We start from the raw sequence: 16,845 nt of genomic DNA on the forward strand, positions 1-16,845 counted from the left end.
CCGAGCCTATTTCGTCGGAGGCCACCGGTGCCGCACCGGGGGGCGGGTCGATGCCCGTCATCTGACCCCCGGAGGGCTTAGGCTGGATTGGTGACCCACCCGGATTTCGGCGGTCCCAAGCGACCTGACCTGCCCGACCTGCGCGACACGATCGTCGTTGCGGCTTTTGAGGGCTGGAATGACGCGGGTGACGCGGCCAGCGATGCAGTCGAGCATCTCGACGCGATCTGGGAGGCGGACACGATCGTCGAGATCGACGACGAGTCCTACTACGACTATCAGGTCAATCGGCCGGTGATCCGGCAGGTCGACGGCGTGACCCGCGAGTTGGTGTGGCCCTCGATGCGGATTTCGCACTGCCGGCCGCCGGGGGCCGACCGCGACATCGTGCTGATGCACGGCGTGGAACCGAACATGCGGTGGCGCACGTTCTGCGCGGAACTGCTGGCGATCGCCGACAAGCTCAACGTGCAGACCGTCGTGATCCTCGGCGCGCTGCTGGCCGACACTCCGCACACCCGCCCTGTGCCGGTGTCCGGGGCGGCCTACTCCTCGGATTCGGCGAAGACGTTCGGTCTGGAGGAGACCCGCTACGAGGGGCCGACAGGTATCGCAGGGGTGTTCCAGGACGCCTGCGTCCAGGCCGGCATCCCCGCGGTGACGTTCTGGGCTGCGGTGCCGCACTACGTGTCCCAACCTCCCAATCCGAAGGCGACGGTGGCGTTGCTGCGCCGCGTCGAGGACGTCCTCGACATCGAGGTGCCGCTGGCCGACTTGCCGGCCCAGGCCGAGGAGTGGGAGCAGGCGGTCAGCGAGATGACCGCCGAGGACGACGAGATCGCCGAGTACGTGCAGTCCCTCGAGGAGCGCGGCGACGCCGAGGTCGACATGAACGACGCGCTGGGCAAGATCGACGGTGACGCGTTGGCGGCGGAGTTCGAGCGCTACCTGCGCAGGCGCGGCCGCTAGCGGAAGCGGGACAGGTACTCCTGCCAGTTCCACGTGCTCAGGAAGGCCTCCCCGGCCCGAACGCCGTCGTCGTAGAGGGCGGTCTTCTGCGGCTGCGACAGGTCGAAATCCAGGACCCCGACGTCGCTGGTGTCGATACGGATCGTTCGCGCGCTGACCCACGGCTGATCCAGGTAAGCCTGGTCGCGCCCGACCAGGATCGTGGTGACCACCTGTTCGAGCAGGGTCGGGCCGCCGAACAGGTGCAGCGGCCGAAGCGCAGGGATCACCTGTTCGTTCTCGGCGGGGAGCGTCGGCAGCAGCGTCACGCCGAACGTCGGCCTGCGCGGCCGCCCACCGTCGGTGCGGTCGAGCGAGTCGATCGGGAAGTTCGACAGCAGCCCGCCGTCGACCAGCGTCGACTCCGTCCCGTCGGCGCCGGTCAGGATTGCGGGACGGTAGAAGAACGGGATGGCTGTCGAGGCGCGCACCGCATCGGCCACCGACTGCTGATCGGGATCGAGGCCGTAGACGCGCCGGTAGTCCCACGGCAGGCGCACCAGCTGGCCGCGGGTGACATCGGCGACCGTGACCACCAGTCGGTAGCGCCGTTCTGGAGGCAGAGACGGATCGTCGATCGCCAGATCGGCGAACGTCCTGACCCCGAAGCGCGCCAGCTGCTCGTCCACCCAGCGATGCAGCGCCTGCCCACGGTAGATGCCGTCGCCGCTGACGACGCCGCGCAGCGGTCCGAGGACCGGGATGCGTTCGATCGGGCCCGGGTCCAGGAAGCGCCGGTAGTCGATGGTCATCGCGAGATCGCTGAGCATCGCCGGGTTCAGCTCGCCGTGCTGGGCGGCTGCGGCGAGGACGGCGCCCACCAGCGCTCCGGCTGAGGTGCCCGACACCCGATGGGGTGTGTATCCCGCCTCGACCAGGGCCGCCACTGCGCCGGCCAATGCGATCCCCTTGACTCCGCCGCCCGAGAGGACCAGATCTGCCGTCGTCACGACCGCTTTTCCAACTCGTGGGTGCGGGCACCCATCGACCGGCCGAGTGCCGCGACTTGGGCGTCCATCCGCGGCAACAGATCGGGCACGAATCGACGGACGGGCTGCTCCCCGAGCGGGGTGGACAGCAACGGCTTGAGCAACCGGATGGCACCCACCCAGCCGGGACAGTTCACCTGGCGTTTGCGCCCCTCGATGCCGGCGACGAACGCTTTGCCGCAGGCTTCGACCGAGGTCGTCTTGCTCAGCGGGTACGGCAGCTTGCTCAGCATCTCGCGGAACGTCGACAGGTCCTTCTTGACGTCCTGCACCAGCGGGGTGTCGATCCACGACATGTGTGCCGATCCGACGTCGACCCCGCGGTGGGCCACTTCGAGCCGAAGCGCGTTGGCGAAGTGCTCCACGGCGGCTTTGGATGCGTTGTAGGGAGCCAGCCCGGGTGCGGCCGCGTAGGCCGCGAGCGATGACACGATCAGCACGTAGCCGCGTCGGTCCAACGCCGCGGGCAGCGTCGCGCGCACCGTGTGGAACACGCCGGTCACGTTGACGTCCATCAACGTGCGGAACGCCTCGGGGTCGACCTGCAGCACCGAGCCGTACGTGGAGATGCCGGCGTTGGCCACCACGATGTCGATGCCGCCGAACGTCTCGATCGCCTGGGCGGCCGCGGCCTCCATCGCCGGCAGGCTGCGCACGTCGGCGATCACGGTGCGCACACGCGCGCTACCGAGTTCCTCGGCCAACTCCGCGAGCGGGCCGTCGTCGAGATCGGTGAGGACGAGGTTCGCGCCTCTGGCGTGCAGTCGGCGCGCGACTTCCGCGCCGATGCCCCGGGCCCCGCCTGTGATGAATGCCGTCTTGCCTGCCACCGATGCCATGGCGGCAACCTACTCCACGAGGGTCAGAGCACGATTCCCAGCAGGGCGTCGACCGCGGTGGCGACCGTCTGCGCGGCGGTGGCGTCGTGGCCGCCGTAGGACAGCGCGTCGGTGGCCCAACCATCCAGCGCGGCAATGGCTTTGGGCGTGTCCAGATCGTCGGCGAGGTACTGCCGGACCCGGGCGATGACGTCTGCGGAGTCCGGCGCGCCGGACAGTGAGGTCGCGCTGCGCCACCGGTGGAGGCGCTGCTGCGCCTCCTCGAGGACCGCGGGGCTCCAGTAACGGTCCTCCCGGTAGTGGCCGGCGAAGAGGCCGAGTCGGATCGCGGCGGGGTCGACGCCGTCGCGGCGCAGCTGGGACACCAGCACCAGGTTGCCGCGGCTCTTGCTCATTTTGTGGCCGTCCCAGCCGATCATGCCGGCGTGCACGTAGTGGCGGGCGAATCGCCGCTCCCCCGTGACACATTCGGCGTGGGCGGCGGAGAACTCGTGGTGCGGGAAGATCAGATCGCTTCCGCCGCCTTGGATGTCGAGTCCGGTACCGATCCGGGTCAGCGCGATCGCCGCACACTCGACGTGCCAGCCCGGTCGGCCCGGCCCGAACGGCGCAGGCCAGCTGGGTTCCCCGGGGCGCTCCGCCCGCCAGAGCAGAGCGTCGAGCGGATCGGCCTTGCCCGGCCGGTCGGGGTCGCCGCCACGTTCGGCGAACAGCGTGAGCATCGTGTCGCGGTCGTAGCCAGACTCGTACCCGAATTGGACGGTGGCGTCGGCCCGAAAGTAGACGTCGGGGTACTGCGCGTCGTCGACAACGTAGGCCGCGCCGGACGCCAGGAGCTTCTCGGTGACCTCGACGACCTCGTTGACGGCTTCGGTGGCGGCGACGTACTCGCGGGGAGGTACCACGCGCATCGCGGCCATGTCTTCACGAAACAGGTCGATTTCGCGGTCGGCGAGCTCGCGCCACCCGATCCCGTCGCGCTCGGCGCGCTCGAACAGTGGGTCGTCCACGTCGGTGATGTTCTGCACGTAGTGCACGTCGTGGCCGCTGTCCAGCCAGACGCGGTGCACCAGGTCGAACGTCAGATAAGTGGCCGCGTGGCCCAGATGCGTGGCGTCGTAGGGCGTGATCCCGCAGACGTACATGGTGGCGGTGGCACCCGCGCTGACCGGGCGCACCTGACGGTCGGCGCTGTCGTAGAGCCGCAGCTGCGGACCCCGACCTGCGAGCACCGGAACACTCGGCGCCGACCACGATTGCATGGCATCGACTCTAGACATCAGGGTGTGCGACAACGCCGCGGGCCGATTCATTCCCGGCGCCGCCGTGGCCTGCGGGGGTCACCGCCGACCGACCGAGTGAATGACGCCCAGGAGCGGTTCGGCGACCTCGGGGCGGCACATCAGCAGGTCGGGCAGGTACGGGTCGCGGCGGTTGTAGATCAGCGGCGAGCCGTCGATCCGGGTGGCGTGCAGTCCCGCGGCCCACAGCACGCCCGCCGGTGCGGCTGAGTCCCATTCCCACTGCCCGCCGGCGTGGATGTAGGCGTCGACGTCGCCGCGCACCACCGCCATCGCCTTGGCACCCGCCGACCCGATGCGCACCAGCTGGATGTCGAGCTCGTCGCGCATGCGCCACAGCACCGCCGGCGGCCGGCTCGAGCTGGCAGTGATGCGGATGGGGCCGTCGGCGCGGGGTGGCGGCGGTGCGACGGTGTCGGTGCGGTACACCTCGCCGCGTGCAGGGAGGGCGACCGCGGCATCGGTGATCGCTCCCCCGCCCTCGTTGGTGCGCTGCCACAGCGCGATGTGGACGGCCCAGTCCGCCCGGCCGGGCATCGAGTACTCGTGGGTGCCGTCGACGGGGTCGACGATCCACACCCGGTCGGCATGGACGCGCGAGACATCGTCGGCGGCCTCTTCGGAGAGCACTGCGTCGTGGGGGCGGGCGCGATGCAGCCGATCCAGGATCAGCGTGTTGGCGCGCATGTCACCGGCGTCGCCGAGCTCGTAGGGGTCGTAGAACCCGAACTGCGTGCGCATCGACAGCAGCAGCTCACCGGCCTCGGCGGCCACGGTCGCGGCCAGCGCTGCGTCGGTCAGGTCCACCGGATCAGTAGACCGCATCAGAACGCGGGCCACGGGATCGGACGGCGCCGGTCAGGTGTTGGCATCACCGGATTACGCAGCAGCGCAACCACTCTGGCGTGCAACGCGGCGACCTCGGCCGGCGTGATGTGACAGTACAGCTCGGCGCCGAGGTCGCCGCCCAAGGCGTCGCGGAGCCTCTCGATGTCGGCCAGCGTCTGATCGTCGACCGGCTTGCCCGCCCACCCCCACAGCACGGTGCGCAACTTGTCCTCGGTGTGCAACGTCACGCCGTGGTCGACGCCGTACACGCGGCCGTCGACACCGCTGAGCACGTGACCGCCCTTGCGGTCGGCGTTGTTGATCAGCACGTCGAACACGGCGAGCCGGCGCAGCCGGTCGTCGTCGGCGTGCACCAGCGTCACCTCGTCGCCGGCGTAGTCGTAGGCCTGCAGGATCGGCAGGAAGCCGGGCGGCACCTTGCCTGCGGGCACGAGGTCGATCAGATCGGGACCGGTCGGCTCGGCAGTCTCGTCGTCGCCCTCGTCACCATCGTCGCCGCCGGCGACCGCGTCACCGGGCTGGTCCACCCATCGCTGCACCATGCCCGGGCCGGCCGGACCGTCACGAACAATGGTGTGCGGCACCAGGTTCCAGCTCAACGCCTCGGAGATCAGGTACGAGGACGCCTCGCGGCCCGCCAGGGTGCCGTCGGGGAAATCCCACAGTGGGGCCTCGCCGCGCACCGGCTTGTAGACGCAGTGCACGACCTCGTCGGCCAGCGTCGCCTCGCACAGGAACGTCGCGTTGCTCGCGGAGCGGATGCGTCCGAGGACACTCAGTTCACCGCGCTCGAGGACCTCAGACGTCGTCGTCATCGTCGGACCCGGCCAGCGCGCCGCGCCGGTAGCCGTTGGTTCGGACGCAGATGTGGCCCTCGGGGTCCAGTGGTTCGTCGCACAGCGGGCACGGGGGCCGGCCCGCCGAGATGACCCGGTTCGACCGGGTCGCGAACTGACGCGCGGATTCGGGAGTGAGGAAGACCCGCACCGCGTCGGGCCCGTCCTCGGCGTCGTCGAGGACCACCGACGCATCGAATTCGGTGTCGGAAACCGCGAGTAGCTCCACGACGACGGTCTGCGCCTCCGAATCCCAGCCCAGTCCCATCGTCCCGACCCGGAACTCCGCGTCGACCGGCGTCACGAGCGGGCTCAGATCGTCGACCTCACCGGTGTCCGGCGGGATCGGTGTCCCGAAGCGGCGGTTGATCTCCAGCAGCAGCGCTGCGATCCGTTCGGCCAACACGGCCACCTGCTGCTTCTCCAAGATCACCGAGACCACGCGGGTGTCGTGCACGGCCTGCAAGTAGAAGGTCCGGTTCCCGGGCTCGCCGACGGTCCCGGCCACGAAACGGTCGGGTGTGCGGAAGACGTGAATTTCACGGGACATGACTCTGCCCAAAATACCGTCGTCCAAAATGCCGTGCGCAGCTCATCCGGTTGAACCGCCGACCACGGCGTCACCACTGGGCACCTCGTCGGTCTTCGCGTCGGCTTTTTCTGCCGCCGGTGGAGTCGTCAGCGCGGAGTTCAGCGCCGAACCCGTGTGGTTGACGTGGATCACGAACGGCCGCATCGCCGTGTAGCGGATGGCGCTGATCGACGCCGGGTCGGCGTTGATGCGCTGAAAGCTGTCGAGGTGCGTGCCGAGCGCGTCGGCGAGCACCGACTTGATGACGTCGCCGTGGGTACAGGCGATCCACAGGACGTCGGCCCCGTGCACCTCGGCAAGCCGCCGATCGTGTTCGCGCACGGCAGCCACTGAGCGCGCCTGCACAGCCGCCAGGCCCTCCCCGTCGGGGAACACCGCCGCACTGGGCTGCTGCTGCACGACGGCCCACAACGGTTCCTTCACCAGCTCGCCTATCGTGCGGCCGGTCCACGACCCGTAGTCGACCTCGACGATCCGCTCGTCGACGACCGGTTCGAGGCCCAGCGCGGCGGCCAGCGGCTCGACGGTGCGTTCGCACCGCAGCAGCGGCGAGCGCACGATCGCCCTGATCGGCAACGAGCCGAGCCGCTCGACCAGCGCCTGGGCCTGCTCGCGCCCGCGGTCGTCGAGGTCCACCCCTTCGGAGCGGCCGGCCAGCGTGTGGGCGGTGTTCGACGTGGAGCGCCCGTGCCTCAGCAGGAGAACGGTCATGTCGCTGCGACCACCCCGGTGCCGAGCAGGATCAGCACCACCGTGCCGAGCACGACGCGGTAGCCGACGAACCAGTACATGCTGTGGCGGACGAGGAAGCGCAGGAACCAGGCCACCGCGGCGAATCCGACGACGAACGCGATCACCGTGGAGACCAGCAGTTGAGGTCCCGTGGCACTCATGCCCTCGCCGACCGGGTCGAACGCGTCGGGCAGCGAGAACAGGCCGGAGGCGAACACCGCCGGGATGGCGAGCAGGAAGCCGAAGCGGGCCGCGAGCTCGCGGTTCATCCCGAGGAACAGCCCGGCGCTGATCGTGGCACCCGACCGTGAGACGCCCGGCACCAGCGCCAGGCACTGGGCGAAGCCGACGATGACGCTGTCGCGCCAGGTGAGCTCTTCCACCCGCCGGGCCTGCCGGCCGTAGTACTCCGCCGCGGCGATCACGGCGGAGAACACGATCAGCGCGGTGGCCACCAACCAGAGGTTGCGCGCGCCGGTGCGGATCTGGTCCTTGAACAGCAGACCGATGATGCCGATCGGCAGAGTGCCGATGATCACCCACCAGCCGAGCCAGTAGTCGGCACTGCGATGCGCGGCGACGAAGAGGCCGTTGAACCAGGCCTTGATGATGCGTCCGATGTCTCTGGCGAAGTACAGGAGCACTGCCGCCTCGGTCCCCAGCTGGCTGACCGCGGTGAACGACGCGCCGGCATCGTCGTCGAAGAAGATGCGCGACGCGATCGCGAGATGCCCCGACGACGACACCGGTAGGAACTCGGTGAGGCCCTGGAGGATCGAGAGAACAACGACCTGAAGCCACGACATGGCGGGGGCGTCAGTCACGTCGACGACCGTACCGTGGCGCGGTGTCAGCGTCCGTTCCGCGCCACCGGACGCGCTTCGGCGACGGCGTCGCGCACCGCCGCGGCCATGCTCCGCTCATCCGTCAGATCGATGTCGGTGAGCTTGCGGGTGGCCATGGCAACGATGTCCTCGTTCGACGGGACCAGGCCGCGCAGGCGGGGCCGGTACACCTCGACGACGAGCCAGAGCCGCTCGAGGTGGAACGAGAAGGTGCGTCCGTCCCCCACCTGGCCGTAGCCACTGGCATGCACACCGGTGATGATGTCCTCGAGCACGAAGCCGCGGAGGCTCGCGCTGCGGTCCATGGCCAGTGTCATGGTCTGTACCATACGCTCGCCCAGCCGTTCGCACCGTCCGGATAGGGCCGAAAGGCCTTTCCGAATGCGGAATTTCTGGCGCCTACACTGGCTGTTCGATCAAGATCTGGACGCACGACGGGGAGCTACCCATTGCAGCGCCGTTCAAACAGAGTTTGTCTGCCGTTTCGTCACGGTGTGGTGGCGCTGACAATCCTGCTGGTCGCCGGTTGTTCCTCGGACAAGGCGGATGCCCCGCCGCCGACGATCTCACCGGCCCGCGCCGCTGACTCACCGCCGGTGACCGCTTCGCCCGCAGGCAGCGTGCGGCCAGGCCCCGCCGGTGCGTTCGCTGCGCTCGTCGACCCGGCCACTCGCGCGCTGGTCGTGCTGAGCGCCGACGCACCGGATCGAGCGACGGTGACGGTCATGAGCCCGGATGGCGCGCAGAACCCGATTCGGTTTCCCGGTGGCGCCACGGCGATGTCCGCCGACGGGCCAGGGAAGGTGACGGTGGCCCTGCGCGGGGGCTATTCGGTGGTCGACGTCAGGACACGGTCTGTCTCCCAGGTGCCGATCGCCGGGCGTGAGGACGCGGAGTTCACCGCAATCGCGCGGCGCAGCGACGGCAGGATGGTGCTCGGCGACGCGGGCGGCACGGTCTACACCTTGTCACCGGACAACGAGGTCGCCGCGTCGCTGAAGATCTTCGCCCGAGTGGACGACATCGTCACCCAGGGCGACACCGCGGTGGTCCTCGACCGTGGGCAGACGTCGGTGACCAGCCTGAACACCGACGGGACCGCGGCCGATCTGGCACTGCGCGCCGGTGATGGCGCGACCACGATGGCCGCCGACCCCAACGGCCGCGTCCTGGTCGCCGACACCCGGGGCGGTGAACTGCTCGTCTACGGGGTCGATCCGCTGATGTTGCGCCAGCGCTACCCCGTACCGGATGCGCCGTACGGGCTGACCGCATCGGGCAGCGGGAAGAAAACCGGACTCGCCTGGGTTGCCCAGACGGCGACCAACACGGTCGTTGGATACGATCTGGCGACTGGGATACCCGTCGAGAAGGTGCGATATCGAACCGTGCGGCAACCGAACACACTGGCATTCGACGATGCGTCGGACACCCTGTATGTGGTGTCCGGCAGTGGCGACGGTGTCCAGGTGATCCCCGGGGCGACGCGATGAGCGCTTGCGCGAAGAGCCGAGAACAGCGATGAGTACGGGTTCGCGGGGCAGGATGCCGGCGACGTGGCGTCAGGCCGTCGCCGACGATCCGGGCGAGTACGAATGGATTCCGCTGCGTCTGCCGCCCGACGTGACCCGGGTGAGCGCGTCGGTGCGCCTGTCGATCGAGGCGGAGTACCGCGGATGGGAGCTGACCCGCGTGCGGCTCTACACCGACGGCAGCCGACGGGTGTTGTTGCGCCGCAAAAAGCGTGGCGACGCTGCGCAGGGTCCTGATCTGCCGGCGCTGTGATGTACGCAGCGCTGCGGCGCGCGATGTTCCTGGTTCCGCCCGAACGGATACATCACGCAGTCTTCGCCGCCCTGCGGGGCGCCACCACCCCCGGTTTTGCACGACATGCATTGGCGCGCAAGTACTCTGACCACGATCCAATTGTCGCCAGCACGGTGTTCGGGGTGCGGTTCCCTGCACCGCTCGGGTTGGCCGCAGGGTTCGACAAAGACGGCTTGGGCGCACAGACGTGGGGTGCGCTGGGTTTCGGACACGCCGAGGTCGGCACCGTGACACCGCGACCGCAGCCCGGCAATCCGGCCCCCCGACTGTTCCGGCTGCCGGAGGACCGCGCGCTGCTCAACCGCATGGGCTTCAACAACCATGGCGCGTCGGCACTGGTACGCACGCTGGCGCGGGCCACCCCCGAGGTGCCCATCGGGGTGAACATCGGCAAGAACAAGACCACGACGCCCGAGGACGCGGTGGACGACTACGCCGACTGCGCCCGCCTGCTCGGGCCGCTGTGCGCCTACCTGGTGGTCAACGTCAGCTCGCCGAACACTCCCGGGCTGCGTGACCTGCAGTCGGTCGAGTCTCTGCGCCCGATCCTGAACGCGGTCGTCGCAGCGACGTCGACGCCGGTGCTCGTCAAGATCGCACCCGACCTGGCCGACGACGACGTCGATGCCGTCGCCGACCTCGCCGTCGCATGCGGACTGTCCGGGATCGTCGCGACGAACACGACGATCTCGCGAGACGGCTTGCGCACCCCCGGGGTGGCGGCACTCGGCGCCGGGGGTGTCTCCGGACCGCCGGTGGCGCGCCGCTCCTTGGAGGTGCTGCGACGGCTTCACCGGCGGGTCGCAGACTCCCTGGTGCTGATCAGCGTCGGCGGGATCGAGACCGCCGACGACGCGTGGGAGCGAGTCACCGCGGGCGCCTCTCTGTTGCAGGGGTACACCGGCTTCGTCTACGGCGGCGGTTCGTGGGCTGCATCGATCAACCGCGGTATTGCAGAACGCTTGCACCGCAACGGTTTCAGCAGCCTCAGCGACGCCGTCGGCTCGGCGTCCGACTAGCCCTTGTTCTCGTAGGTCCCCGTGATGAGTGCGCGGGCGATCGCGTGGCTGAACAGGTTGAAGCCCAGGTATGCCGGCGTGGCATCGGCGGGTACGTCGAGCTTTTCCACGTCGACGGCGTGTACGGCGACGATGTAGCGGTGCGGTCCGTGGCCGGGCGGCGGGGCCGCGCCGATGAACCGCTTGAGTCCTGCGTCATTGGACAGCGTGACCGCGTCCCCCGGGAAGCCTTGGCTGCTGCCGTCGCCGACACCGGCGGGCAGGTCGGTGACCGTGGCGGGCAGGTTGAAGACCGCCCAGTGCCAGAACCCCGAACCGGTCGGTGCGTCGGGGTCGTAGACCGTGACCGCGAAGCTGCGGGTCTCTTCGGGGAAGCCGGACCAGCTCAGCTGGGGCGAGACGTCCTCGCCGCCGGCACCCATGATCCCGCTGACCTGTTCGTTTCCCCAGGTGTCGCCGTCGGCGAAGGACTGCGAGGTGAGTGTGAAGCTGGGCAGTTCGGGGAGGAAGGAGTAGGGATCGTAGTCAAAAGCCATGACAGAGGCGTCCTTTCGGTCGAGGGTCAGCTGTGCAGGAGGAAGTGTTCGAGCACCTGCGCGCCGAAGGTCAACGCGTCCACGGGTACCCGTTCGTCGACGCCGTGGAACAACGCCGCGAAGTCCAACTCGGGCGGCAGGCGCAGCGGCGCGAACCCGAAGCAGCGGATACCCAGGCGGGCGAAGTGCTTGGCGTCCGTACCGCCGGAGAGCATGTAGGGCACGGTGCGCGCGTCCGGATCGGCCGCCAGGATCGCGGCGTTCATCGCCTCCAGTAGCTCGCCGTCGAAAGGTGTTTCGTACGAGGGAAGTTCGGTCACCCACTCGCGCTTGACGTCGGGGCCGATGATCTCGTCGATCTCCTTTTCGAACGCGGCGAGCCGGCCGGGCAACACGCGACAGTCGACCATGGCCTCAGCCGTGGCGGGGATGACGTTGGCCTTGTAACCCGCCTTGAGCATCGTCGGGTTCGCGGTGTCGCGCAGTGTGGCGCCGACGATGCGGGCGATGCCGCCGAGCTTGGCGACCGCGCCCTCGATGTCGGGCGAGGTGGCGTCGAAGGTGTAGCCGGTCTCCTCGCTGACCGCGGCGAGGAACTGCTCGACCGATTCGGTCAGCACGATCGGGAACTGGTGGCGGCCGAGTTTGGCGACGGCTTCGGCGACAGCGGTGACGGCGTTGTCGTCGTGCACCATCGACCCGTGCCCGGCCCGGCCGCGGGCGGTCAGGCGCATCCACATCATCGCCTTCTCGGCGGTCTCGACGAGGTAGAGGCGCCGGTCACCTCCGTCACGGCGGGGCACCGTGAGCGAGAAGCCGCCGACTTCGCCCACGGCCTCGGTGACGCCGTCGAACAGGTCGGGGCGGTTCTCCACCAACCACTTGCAGCCGTAATTGCCGCCGGCCTCCTCGTCGGAGACGAACGCGAACACCAGGTCGCGCGGCGGTGTGATGCCGGCGCGCTTGAAGTGCCGGGCGACCGCGATGATCATGCCGACCATGTCCTTCATGTCGACCGCGCCGCGGCCCCAGACATAGCCGTCCTCGACCGCGCCGGAGAAGGGGTGCACGCTCCAGTCGGACGCCTCGGCGGGTACGACGTCGAGGTGACCATGCAGCATCAGAGCGCCGCGTGAGCGATCGGCGCCCTCGAGGCGGGCGAACACGTTCGCCCGGCCCGGCGCGCCGGCCTCCACGTACTCGCAGGTGTAACCCACCTCTTCGAGCTGGGCGGCGACCCAGCGGGCGCAGTCGGCCTCCCCCTTGGTGGTGGCAAGCTCACCGGTGTTGGAGGTGTCGAAGCGGATCAGGGAACTGACGAGGTCGACGACCTCATCGCTGGGAGTCAGGGGACCGCTCACGCTCCCTTTCCTACCACCCGCTCCCGGTTTGGGTCCGAGCCCACCGATCCGTTAACCTAAGCTGCCTTCGAACAGGTCCGAGTGGCGGAATGGCAGACGCGCTAGCTTGAGGTGCTAGTGCCCTATTAACGGGCGTGGGGGTTCAAGTCCCCCCTCGGACACAACGTAAGTACCGCGCATCAGCGCGTCCGAACGACCGATCACAGCGGGTTCACCCAGGTAATGCAGCGAGTCCGGCGTCCAGTCTGACGGCATTGACGTCGAGACGGGCGACGCAACGACTGGGACCGCAAACTGCAGTCAGCGCCGGCAATGTGGAGGCGCCGCCACGTACGCGGCACGACGCCGCTGACAGTGGGCCCTCCCTGCGATTCGGATCAAACACTCCGCTTGTGAAGTCTGATGCGCGGAAGTTCAGGGCTCGGGTCCGGATGCTCGATGTCGGTTCGGGGTCGGCGTTTCGACGGTACAGCCGCTTGATCCGTTGACGTCGCCGCGAAAGCCAGTGCCATCTGGCGGGGCCGGTGTTCTTCCTGGCCCTGATCACGCGGCTGTCATCACCGATCAAGTCTCAATGTCGTTGGTGGACAACACTTGTCACGACAGCACGCAGGGAGCTCAGCTCGGGGACGCCGCAGTACCGTCGGGGGTGACGGCACGGATACCGCGGATGAAAACAGCAATGTGACGTCGAGCCGTCAGCGGCCAGTTCAGGGACGCGTGCAGTGGTTGACCAATCATGGAGGCGCAGACGATGACGTCGAGTGCGGTGGTGTCGCGCCGGATGGTGCCCTCTGTCCGCCCAGTACTCAGGTGCTTCTCGATCGCGGCATGAATCCGGTCACGGGCCCGCAGGGCGTGCTGATCGAGCAGGGCCGGGTGGCCGCGGAGCGGGAGAATGAGGTGGTCGGCGACGGCAAGACACTCCACCAGATAGGTCTCGATGGCCGACGGGCCAGTGTGGCCGCTGGCCTGTATGCGTTCGAGTATTTCTTCCAGGATGGCCAGCGCTCGGTGTTGCAACGCCGTCATGAGTGCATCGCGGTCGGCGAAACTGCGGTACAGAGTGCCAATACCCACGCCTGCCGCATTGGCAATATCGGCCATCGGCACCGCGGCGCCATCACGGGAGATCAGTTCTGCAGCCACAGCAAGGATGCGTTCCCGGTTTGCCTGGGCATCTCGGCGTAGCGCCCGGCGTCCCGGTATCGGTACCGGCTCCTCAGTAGCCCCTCTCGACATGGGTCAAGTGTGGCCCAACGACGTGCCGCTGGGCAGCCGCCCCTACCCAGATACGCCATAAGCGGACGGATTCATCCGAATAGTGTGTAATGGCCTGTATGCCTATCCGTCGACGCACGAGGTCGCCGAGGTGACCATTTTCTTTCCGGGGAGTGAGCCCTACACGCGTGCGACGGCTCCGCATAATTCGTCGGCCCGACAGCGCCCCGCTGCGGTCGCATCGGTCCTCGATGATGCATCGGCACTGGCAGCTGTGAAGTACGCGGTGTCAGCTGGTTTGCGGATCGCCGTGCAGGCCACCGGACACGGTGTCACCGGTGACCTCGGCGGCGACACACTGTTGGTGGACACCGCGGGTCTGGATTCTGTTGTCGTCGACGCCGGGCGCAGGGTGGTCACGGCGGGGTCGGGTGCGACCTGGCACAGCGTCAACCAGGCGGCCTATCCCCACGGTCTGCTTGGCGCAGCGGGCTCGGCACCCGATGTCGGGGTTGCCGGTTACACCTTCGGTGGGGGCGTCGGCTGGTTGACGCCGTCGTTCGGATTGGCCGCCGATGCACTACGCGAAGTCATCTACCTCGATGGGTCGGGGACGCGGCGAGTGGCCTGCGATGACGCCCCCGACGCTGTCGATCGTGACGCGATCTGGGCCTACCGGGGCGGCGGCGGAGTGGGTCTGGCCCTGAGCCTCGTGTTCGACATCTTCCCCGTGTCCGATGTGCATGCGGGCTTCATGCTCTGGCCCGCCGAGCATTTACACGATGTCGTCGAGGCGTGGAACGCCGCACTGGTGGGCGCCGAGGTCGCCTCGAGCATTTCCGTCCTACACACCCCACCCGGTCCACCGTTCCCACCGACGCTGCGCGATCGTGCAGTCGTTCATCTCGCGGTTGCCGCTCCGCTCGGGGCAGAGTCAGCCACCCCGTTTCGTGAGGCACTAGCGGCGGCGGCGCCGCTGCCGACGGTCGACACCTGGGGAATGGCAGACGCCCAAACGCTTGCCGGCATCCATCTCGACCCGCCGGCGGGCACACCCGCACTCGGAATGGGGCGTTGGGTCAACGCCACAGCTCCCGCTCGTGCCGCCGACATCCTCACCGCAGCAGCCGACTTCGACCATCTGTCGATGGTGGAGTTCCGCAACGTGGGATCCAACCCGGGCACCCGCACCGGAGCCATGACAACGCCACCGAGCCCTTTTCTGCTGCATGCCGTCGGCGCAGCTCCGGAGCCCGGCGATCACCCGGCTGTGCTCGCCAGTCTCGCGCAGCTGCGCGAACTCATCTCGGAGATCGATATCGGCCGCGGCGCAGTGCCTTTCGCCGACGGGCAGCACGGAGACCTCGATGCATTCAGCGTCGCAGACCGCAGACGACTGACGAACATTCAACGAGCTGTCAATTCAACGGGCGTGTTCCATCCCAGTCGCGTCCAAACCAGGGAAGGACATTCCTCATGACCACCTCCCCGACCGACGGCCCGATCGCCGTCGTGGGCTCCACGGGTCAGCAAGGCTCGGCCACCGTCGACGCTCTCCTGCGTCGCGGGTTCGAGGTTCGGGCACTGACCCGTGACACCACCCGCGACGCGTCCCAGGCGCTCAAGGCACGCGGCGCCGAGGTCGTCGGGGCGGACCTTGACGACGAGGCCAGCCTGCGTCGAGCTTTCACCGGTGTCTCCGCGGCCTTCGCAATGACCAGCTTCGCTGGCCCGCGTGGCACTGATGGCGAGGTCAGCCACGGCAACGTCATCGCCCGCGCCGCGCGCGACGCCGAGGTGCCGTTCATGGTGTACAGCTCCGTCGGAGGTGCCGAGCGCCATACAGACATTCCCCATTTTGAAAGCAAACGCCGAGTCGAAGAAGCGCTGGAGGGGCTGACGACCGTCAACATCGTTCGACCCACGTTTTTCATGGAGAATCTCCGCCAGCTGATCACCCGGGATGGCGACGAGATCGTTGTGCGCATGCCGCTGCCCGACGGCATCCCGCTGCAGATGGTGTCAGTGGCCACCATCGGCGATGTCGCCGCAGCGCTCCTGAGCAATGGCGATCCCAAGGCGCCGCCGGTGGAGATAGCAGGTGACGAGTTGACAGGCTCGCAGATCGCCGACATCGTCGGACACCGTCTCGGGGCCGCGGCCACATACGTGGCGGCGCCCCTGGAAGTACTCGGCGACGATGACCAAGAAGCCATGTTCCAGTGGTTCGCTCGGATACCGGCCTACCAAGCCGATTTCACCCGTACCCGCGAGCTGTCGCCGGGTGTCGAGAATCTCGCGCAGTGGATGGCACGTCAGAGCGATCTCATCTAGACGTTTACCCGAGCCACCCTGCGCACCACGTCGGCTTCGAACTGCTCCCGGGTGGTCGCGTCACAGAACCCGGGCAGGTTGTCGACGGCTTCACGGACGACGACGACATGCTCGGGCGTGATCCGACCCTCAGCCCTGGGCGGCCGACGTCTCTGCAAGGCCGGGCGTTGGCACTTCAGCGTCGCTTTCTCGGCCTGTTGAAGCGGTGCCGCCGGAGGCTGCGCGGGAATTCCGACACGCCCGGCCCGCCGTCGCGCAGCCACTCCGCGATGGTCGATCCCGCCGTCTCGTCGAAGACATATCCGAGCCAGGTTGATCGCCCGCCGCGCCGATGCCCATCCGTTGACGGTGTGACCACCAGGACGTTCGACCGCTCACACGGTCCCAGGCAGTCAGTGATCCGGAGATCGGCGACGCCGACCAACTGGGCGCGCAGCGAAACGACTTGGGCGTTGTGGTCATGGTCCGGATGCTTTGCGGAGGCGCCGCAGCAGCATCCCCGGCACATGGTCACGGTGGGCTTGGTTCGATCGAGGGCCACGGTCGCGATCCTGCC

The 16,845-nt window shown here is 68.4% G+C and carries 19 protein-coding genes and 1 tRNA gene; 7 read left to right on the forward strand and 13 right to left on the reverse strand.

Annotated features, from left to right (window positions below; genetic code table 11):
• Positions 1-90 precede the first annotated feature (90 nt).
• The gene (locus tag ACZYYX_RS28375) at positions 91-969 is read left to right on the forward strand and encodes a PAC2 family protein (RefSeq protein WP_463818160.1); all 879 of its coding nucleotides are present in this window, start codon (positions 91-93) and stop codon (positions 967-969) included.
• Here the strand turns inward: ACZYYX_RS28375 and ACZYYX_RS28380 are convergent.
• The 9 genes from ACZYYX_RS28380 to ACZYYX_RS28420 all read right to left on the reverse strand — a co-directional run bounded on the left by ACZYYX_RS28380 (position 966) and on the right by ACZYYX_RS28420 (position 8,308).
• Positions 966-1,958, reverse strand: coding sequence for a patatin-like phospholipase family protein (locus tag ACZYYX_RS28380; RefSeq protein WP_463818161.1), 993 nt, complete (start codon positions 1,956-1,958; stop codon positions 966-968). The genes ACZYYX_RS28375 and ACZYYX_RS28380 overlap by 4 nt on opposite strands.
• Positions 1,955-2,836: an SDR family oxidoreductase gene (locus tag ACZYYX_RS28385; RefSeq protein ID WP_463818162.1), complete on the reverse strand. Its 882-nt coding sequence runs from the start codon at positions 2,834-2,836 to the stop codon at positions 1,955-1,957. The genes ACZYYX_RS28380 and ACZYYX_RS28385 overlap by 4 nt, the downstream gene beginning before the upstream one ends.
• A 23-nt stretch (positions 2,837-2,859) precedes the next feature.
• Positions 2,860-4,098: a cysteine--1-D-myo-inosityl 2-amino-2-deoxy-alpha-D-glucopyranoside ligase gene (gene mshC, locus ACZYYX_RS28390; protein WP_463818163.1), complete on the reverse strand. Its 1,239-nt coding sequence runs from the start codon at positions 4,096-4,098 to the stop codon at positions 2,860-2,862.
• A 78-nt stretch (positions 4,099-4,176) separates the two neighbouring features.
• Positions 4,177-4,944: a 3'(2'),5'-bisphosphate nucleotidase CysQ gene (locus tag ACZYYX_RS28395; protein ID WP_463818164.1), complete on the reverse strand. Its 768-nt coding sequence runs from the start codon at positions 4,942-4,944 to the stop codon at positions 4,177-4,179.
• Positions 4,945-4,961: 17 nt separating this feature from the next.
• Complete coding sequence (locus ACZYYX_RS28400; RefSeq protein WP_463818165.1) at positions 4,962-5,801, reverse strand: SCO1664 family protein; 840 nt, start codon at positions 5,799-5,801, stop codon at positions 4,962-4,964.
• A complete protein-coding gene (locus tag ACZYYX_RS28405; protein ID WP_463818166.1) occupies positions 5,785-6,372 on the reverse strand; it encodes a DUF3090 domain-containing protein in 588 nt (195 codons plus the stop codon). Before ACZYYX_RS28405 ends, ACZYYX_RS28400 begins: the two co-directional genes overlap by 17 nt.
• Before the next feature lie 42 nt (positions 6,373-6,414).
• Positions 6,415-7,125, reverse strand: coding sequence for a histidine phosphatase family protein (locus ACZYYX_RS28410; protein ID WP_463818167.1), 711 nt, complete (start codon positions 7,123-7,125; stop codon positions 6,415-6,417).
• Positions 7,122-7,952 carry an undecaprenyl-diphosphate phosphatase gene (locus ACZYYX_RS28415; RefSeq protein ID WP_463818286.1) on the reverse strand — a complete coding sequence of 277 codons (831 nt, stop codon included), beginning with the start codon at positions 7,950-7,952 and terminating at the stop codon, positions 7,122-7,124. The genes ACZYYX_RS28410 and ACZYYX_RS28415 overlap by 4 nt, the downstream gene beginning before the upstream one ends.
• Before the next feature lie 44 nt (positions 7,953-7,996).
• Positions 7,997-8,308 (reverse strand): hypothetical protein, encoded by a 312-nt coding sequence (locus ACZYYX_RS28420; RefSeq protein ID WP_463818168.1) that lies wholly within the window; start codon positions 8,306-8,308, stop codon positions 7,997-7,999.
• Positions 8,309-8,485: 177 nt separating this feature from the next.
• On the opposite strand from ACZYYX_RS28420, the gene ACZYYX_RS28425 reads away from it, so the two are divergent.
• From ACZYYX_RS28425 to ACZYYX_RS28435, 3 genes are read left to right on the forward strand one after another with little or no spacing between them, the layout of a single operon-like run.
• Positions 8,486-9,484, forward strand: coding sequence for a YncE family protein (locus tag ACZYYX_RS28425; protein WP_463818169.1), 999 nt, complete (start codon positions 8,486-8,488; stop codon positions 9,482-9,484).
• Positions 9,485-9,512: 28 nt separating this feature from the next.
• The gene (locus tag ACZYYX_RS28430; RefSeq protein WP_463818170.1) at positions 9,513-9,776 is read left to right on the forward strand and encodes a DUF5703 family protein; all 264 of its coding nucleotides are present in this window, start codon (positions 9,513-9,515) and stop codon (positions 9,774-9,776) included.
• A complete protein-coding gene (locus ACZYYX_RS28435; RefSeq protein ID WP_463818171.1) occupies positions 9,776-10,837 on the forward strand; it encodes a quinone-dependent dihydroorotate dehydrogenase in 1,062 nt (353 codons plus the stop codon). Before ACZYYX_RS28430 ends, ACZYYX_RS28435 begins: the two co-directional genes overlap by 1 nt.
• Here ACZYYX_RS28435 and ACZYYX_RS28440 read toward each other — a convergent pair.
• The gene (locus ACZYYX_RS28440; RefSeq protein WP_463818172.1) at positions 10,834-11,373 is read right to left on the reverse strand and encodes a YbhB/YbcL family Raf kinase inhibitor-like protein; all 540 of its coding nucleotides are present in this window, start codon (positions 11,371-11,373) and stop codon (positions 10,834-10,836) included. The genes ACZYYX_RS28435 and ACZYYX_RS28440 overlap by 4 nt on opposite strands.
• A gap of 26 nt (positions 11,374-11,399) precedes the next feature.
• Positions 11,400-12,734, reverse strand: coding sequence for a M20/M25/M40 family metallo-hydrolase (locus tag ACZYYX_RS28445; protein ID WP_463818173.1), 1,335 nt, complete (start codon positions 12,732-12,734; stop codon positions 11,400-11,402).
• 75 nt (positions 12,735-12,809) lie between these two features.
• Between ACZYYX_RS28445 and ACZYYX_RS28450 the strand changes: the two genes are divergently transcribed.
• Positions 12,810-12,895, forward strand: a tRNA-Leu gene (locus tag ACZYYX_RS28450).
• A gap of 457 nt (positions 12,896-13,352) precedes the next feature.
• On the opposite strand, the gene ACZYYX_RS28455 is transcribed toward ACZYYX_RS28450, so the two are convergent.
• On the reverse strand, positions 13,353-13,883 hold the full coding sequence (locus ACZYYX_RS28455) for a TetR/AcrR family transcriptional regulator (RefSeq protein ID WP_463818174.1): 531 nt from the start codon (positions 13,881-13,883) through the stop codon (positions 13,353-13,355).
• Positions 13,884-14,106: 223 nt separating this feature from the next.
• Here ACZYYX_RS28455 and ACZYYX_RS28460 point away from each other — a divergent pair, with 223 nt between their 5' ends.
• Together ACZYYX_RS28460 and ACZYYX_RS28465 are read left to right on the forward strand one after the other, a co-directional pair.
• Positions 14,107-15,435: an FAD-binding oxidoreductase gene (locus ACZYYX_RS28460; protein ID WP_463818175.1), complete on the forward strand. Its 1,329-nt coding sequence runs from the start codon at positions 14,107-14,109 to the stop codon at positions 15,433-15,435.
• Positions 15,432-16,289, forward strand: coding sequence for an NmrA/HSCARG family protein (locus tag ACZYYX_RS28465; protein ID WP_463818176.1), 858 nt, complete (start codon positions 15,432-15,434; stop codon positions 16,287-16,289). Before ACZYYX_RS28460 ends, ACZYYX_RS28465 begins: the two co-directional genes overlap by 4 nt.
• Here ACZYYX_RS28465 and ACZYYX_RS28470 read toward each other — a convergent pair.
• Positions 16,286-16,552, reverse strand: a complete 267-nt coding sequence (locus ACZYYX_RS28470) for a hypothetical protein (protein ID WP_463818177.1) — start codon at positions 16,550-16,552, stop codon at positions 16,286-16,288. The genes ACZYYX_RS28465 and ACZYYX_RS28470 overlap by 4 nt on opposite strands.
• Between the last annotated feature and the right edge of the window lie 293 nt (positions 16,553-16,845).

Source organism: Mycobacterium sp. IDUB_1 (genome assembly GCF_055419625.1).

Coding starts and splice junctions, on each gene's coding strand:
- ACZYYX_RS28385 (WP_463818162.1), bottom strand. CDS start 2,836: ATGGCATCGGTGGCAGGCAAGACGGCATTCATCACAGGCGGGGCCCGG.
- mshC (WP_463818163.1), bottom strand. CDS start 4,098: ATGCAATCGTGGTCGGCGCCGAGTGTTCCGGTGCTCGCAGGTCGGGGT.
- ACZYYX_RS28400 (WP_463818165.1), bottom strand. CDS start 5,801: ATGACGACGACGTCTGAGGTCCTCGAGCGCGGTGAACTGAGTGTCCTC.
- ACZYYX_RS28405 (WP_463818166.1), bottom strand. CDS start 6,372: ATGTCCCGTGAAATTCACGTCTTCCGCACACCCGACCGTTTCGTGGCC.
- ACZYYX_RS28410 (WP_463818167.1), bottom strand. CDS start 7,125: ATGACCGTTCTCCTGCTGAGGCACGGGCGCTCCACGTCGAACACCGCC.
- ACZYYX_RS28415 (WP_463818286.1), bottom strand. CDS start 7,952: ATGTCGTGGCTTCAGGTCGTTGTTCTCTCGATCCTCCAGGGCCTCACC.
- ACZYYX_RS28420 (WP_463818168.1), bottom strand. CDS start 8,308: ATGACACTGGCCATGGACCGCAGCGCGAGCCTCCGCGGCTTCGTGCTC.
- ACZYYX_RS28430 (WP_463818170.1), top strand. CDS start 9,513: ATGAGTACGGGTTCGCGGGGCAGGATGCCGGCGACGTGGCGTCAGGCC.
- ACZYYX_RS28435 (WP_463818171.1), top strand. CDS start 9,776: ATGTACGCAGCGCTGCGGCGCGCGATGTTCCTGGTTCCGCCCGAACGG.
- ACZYYX_RS28440 (WP_463818172.1), bottom strand. CDS start 11,373: ATGGCTTTTGACTACGATCCCTACTCCTTCCTCCCCGAACTGCCCAGC.
- ACZYYX_RS28465 (WP_463818176.1), top strand. CDS start 15,432: ATGACCACCTCCCCGACCGACGGCCCGATCGCCGTCGTGGGCTCCACG.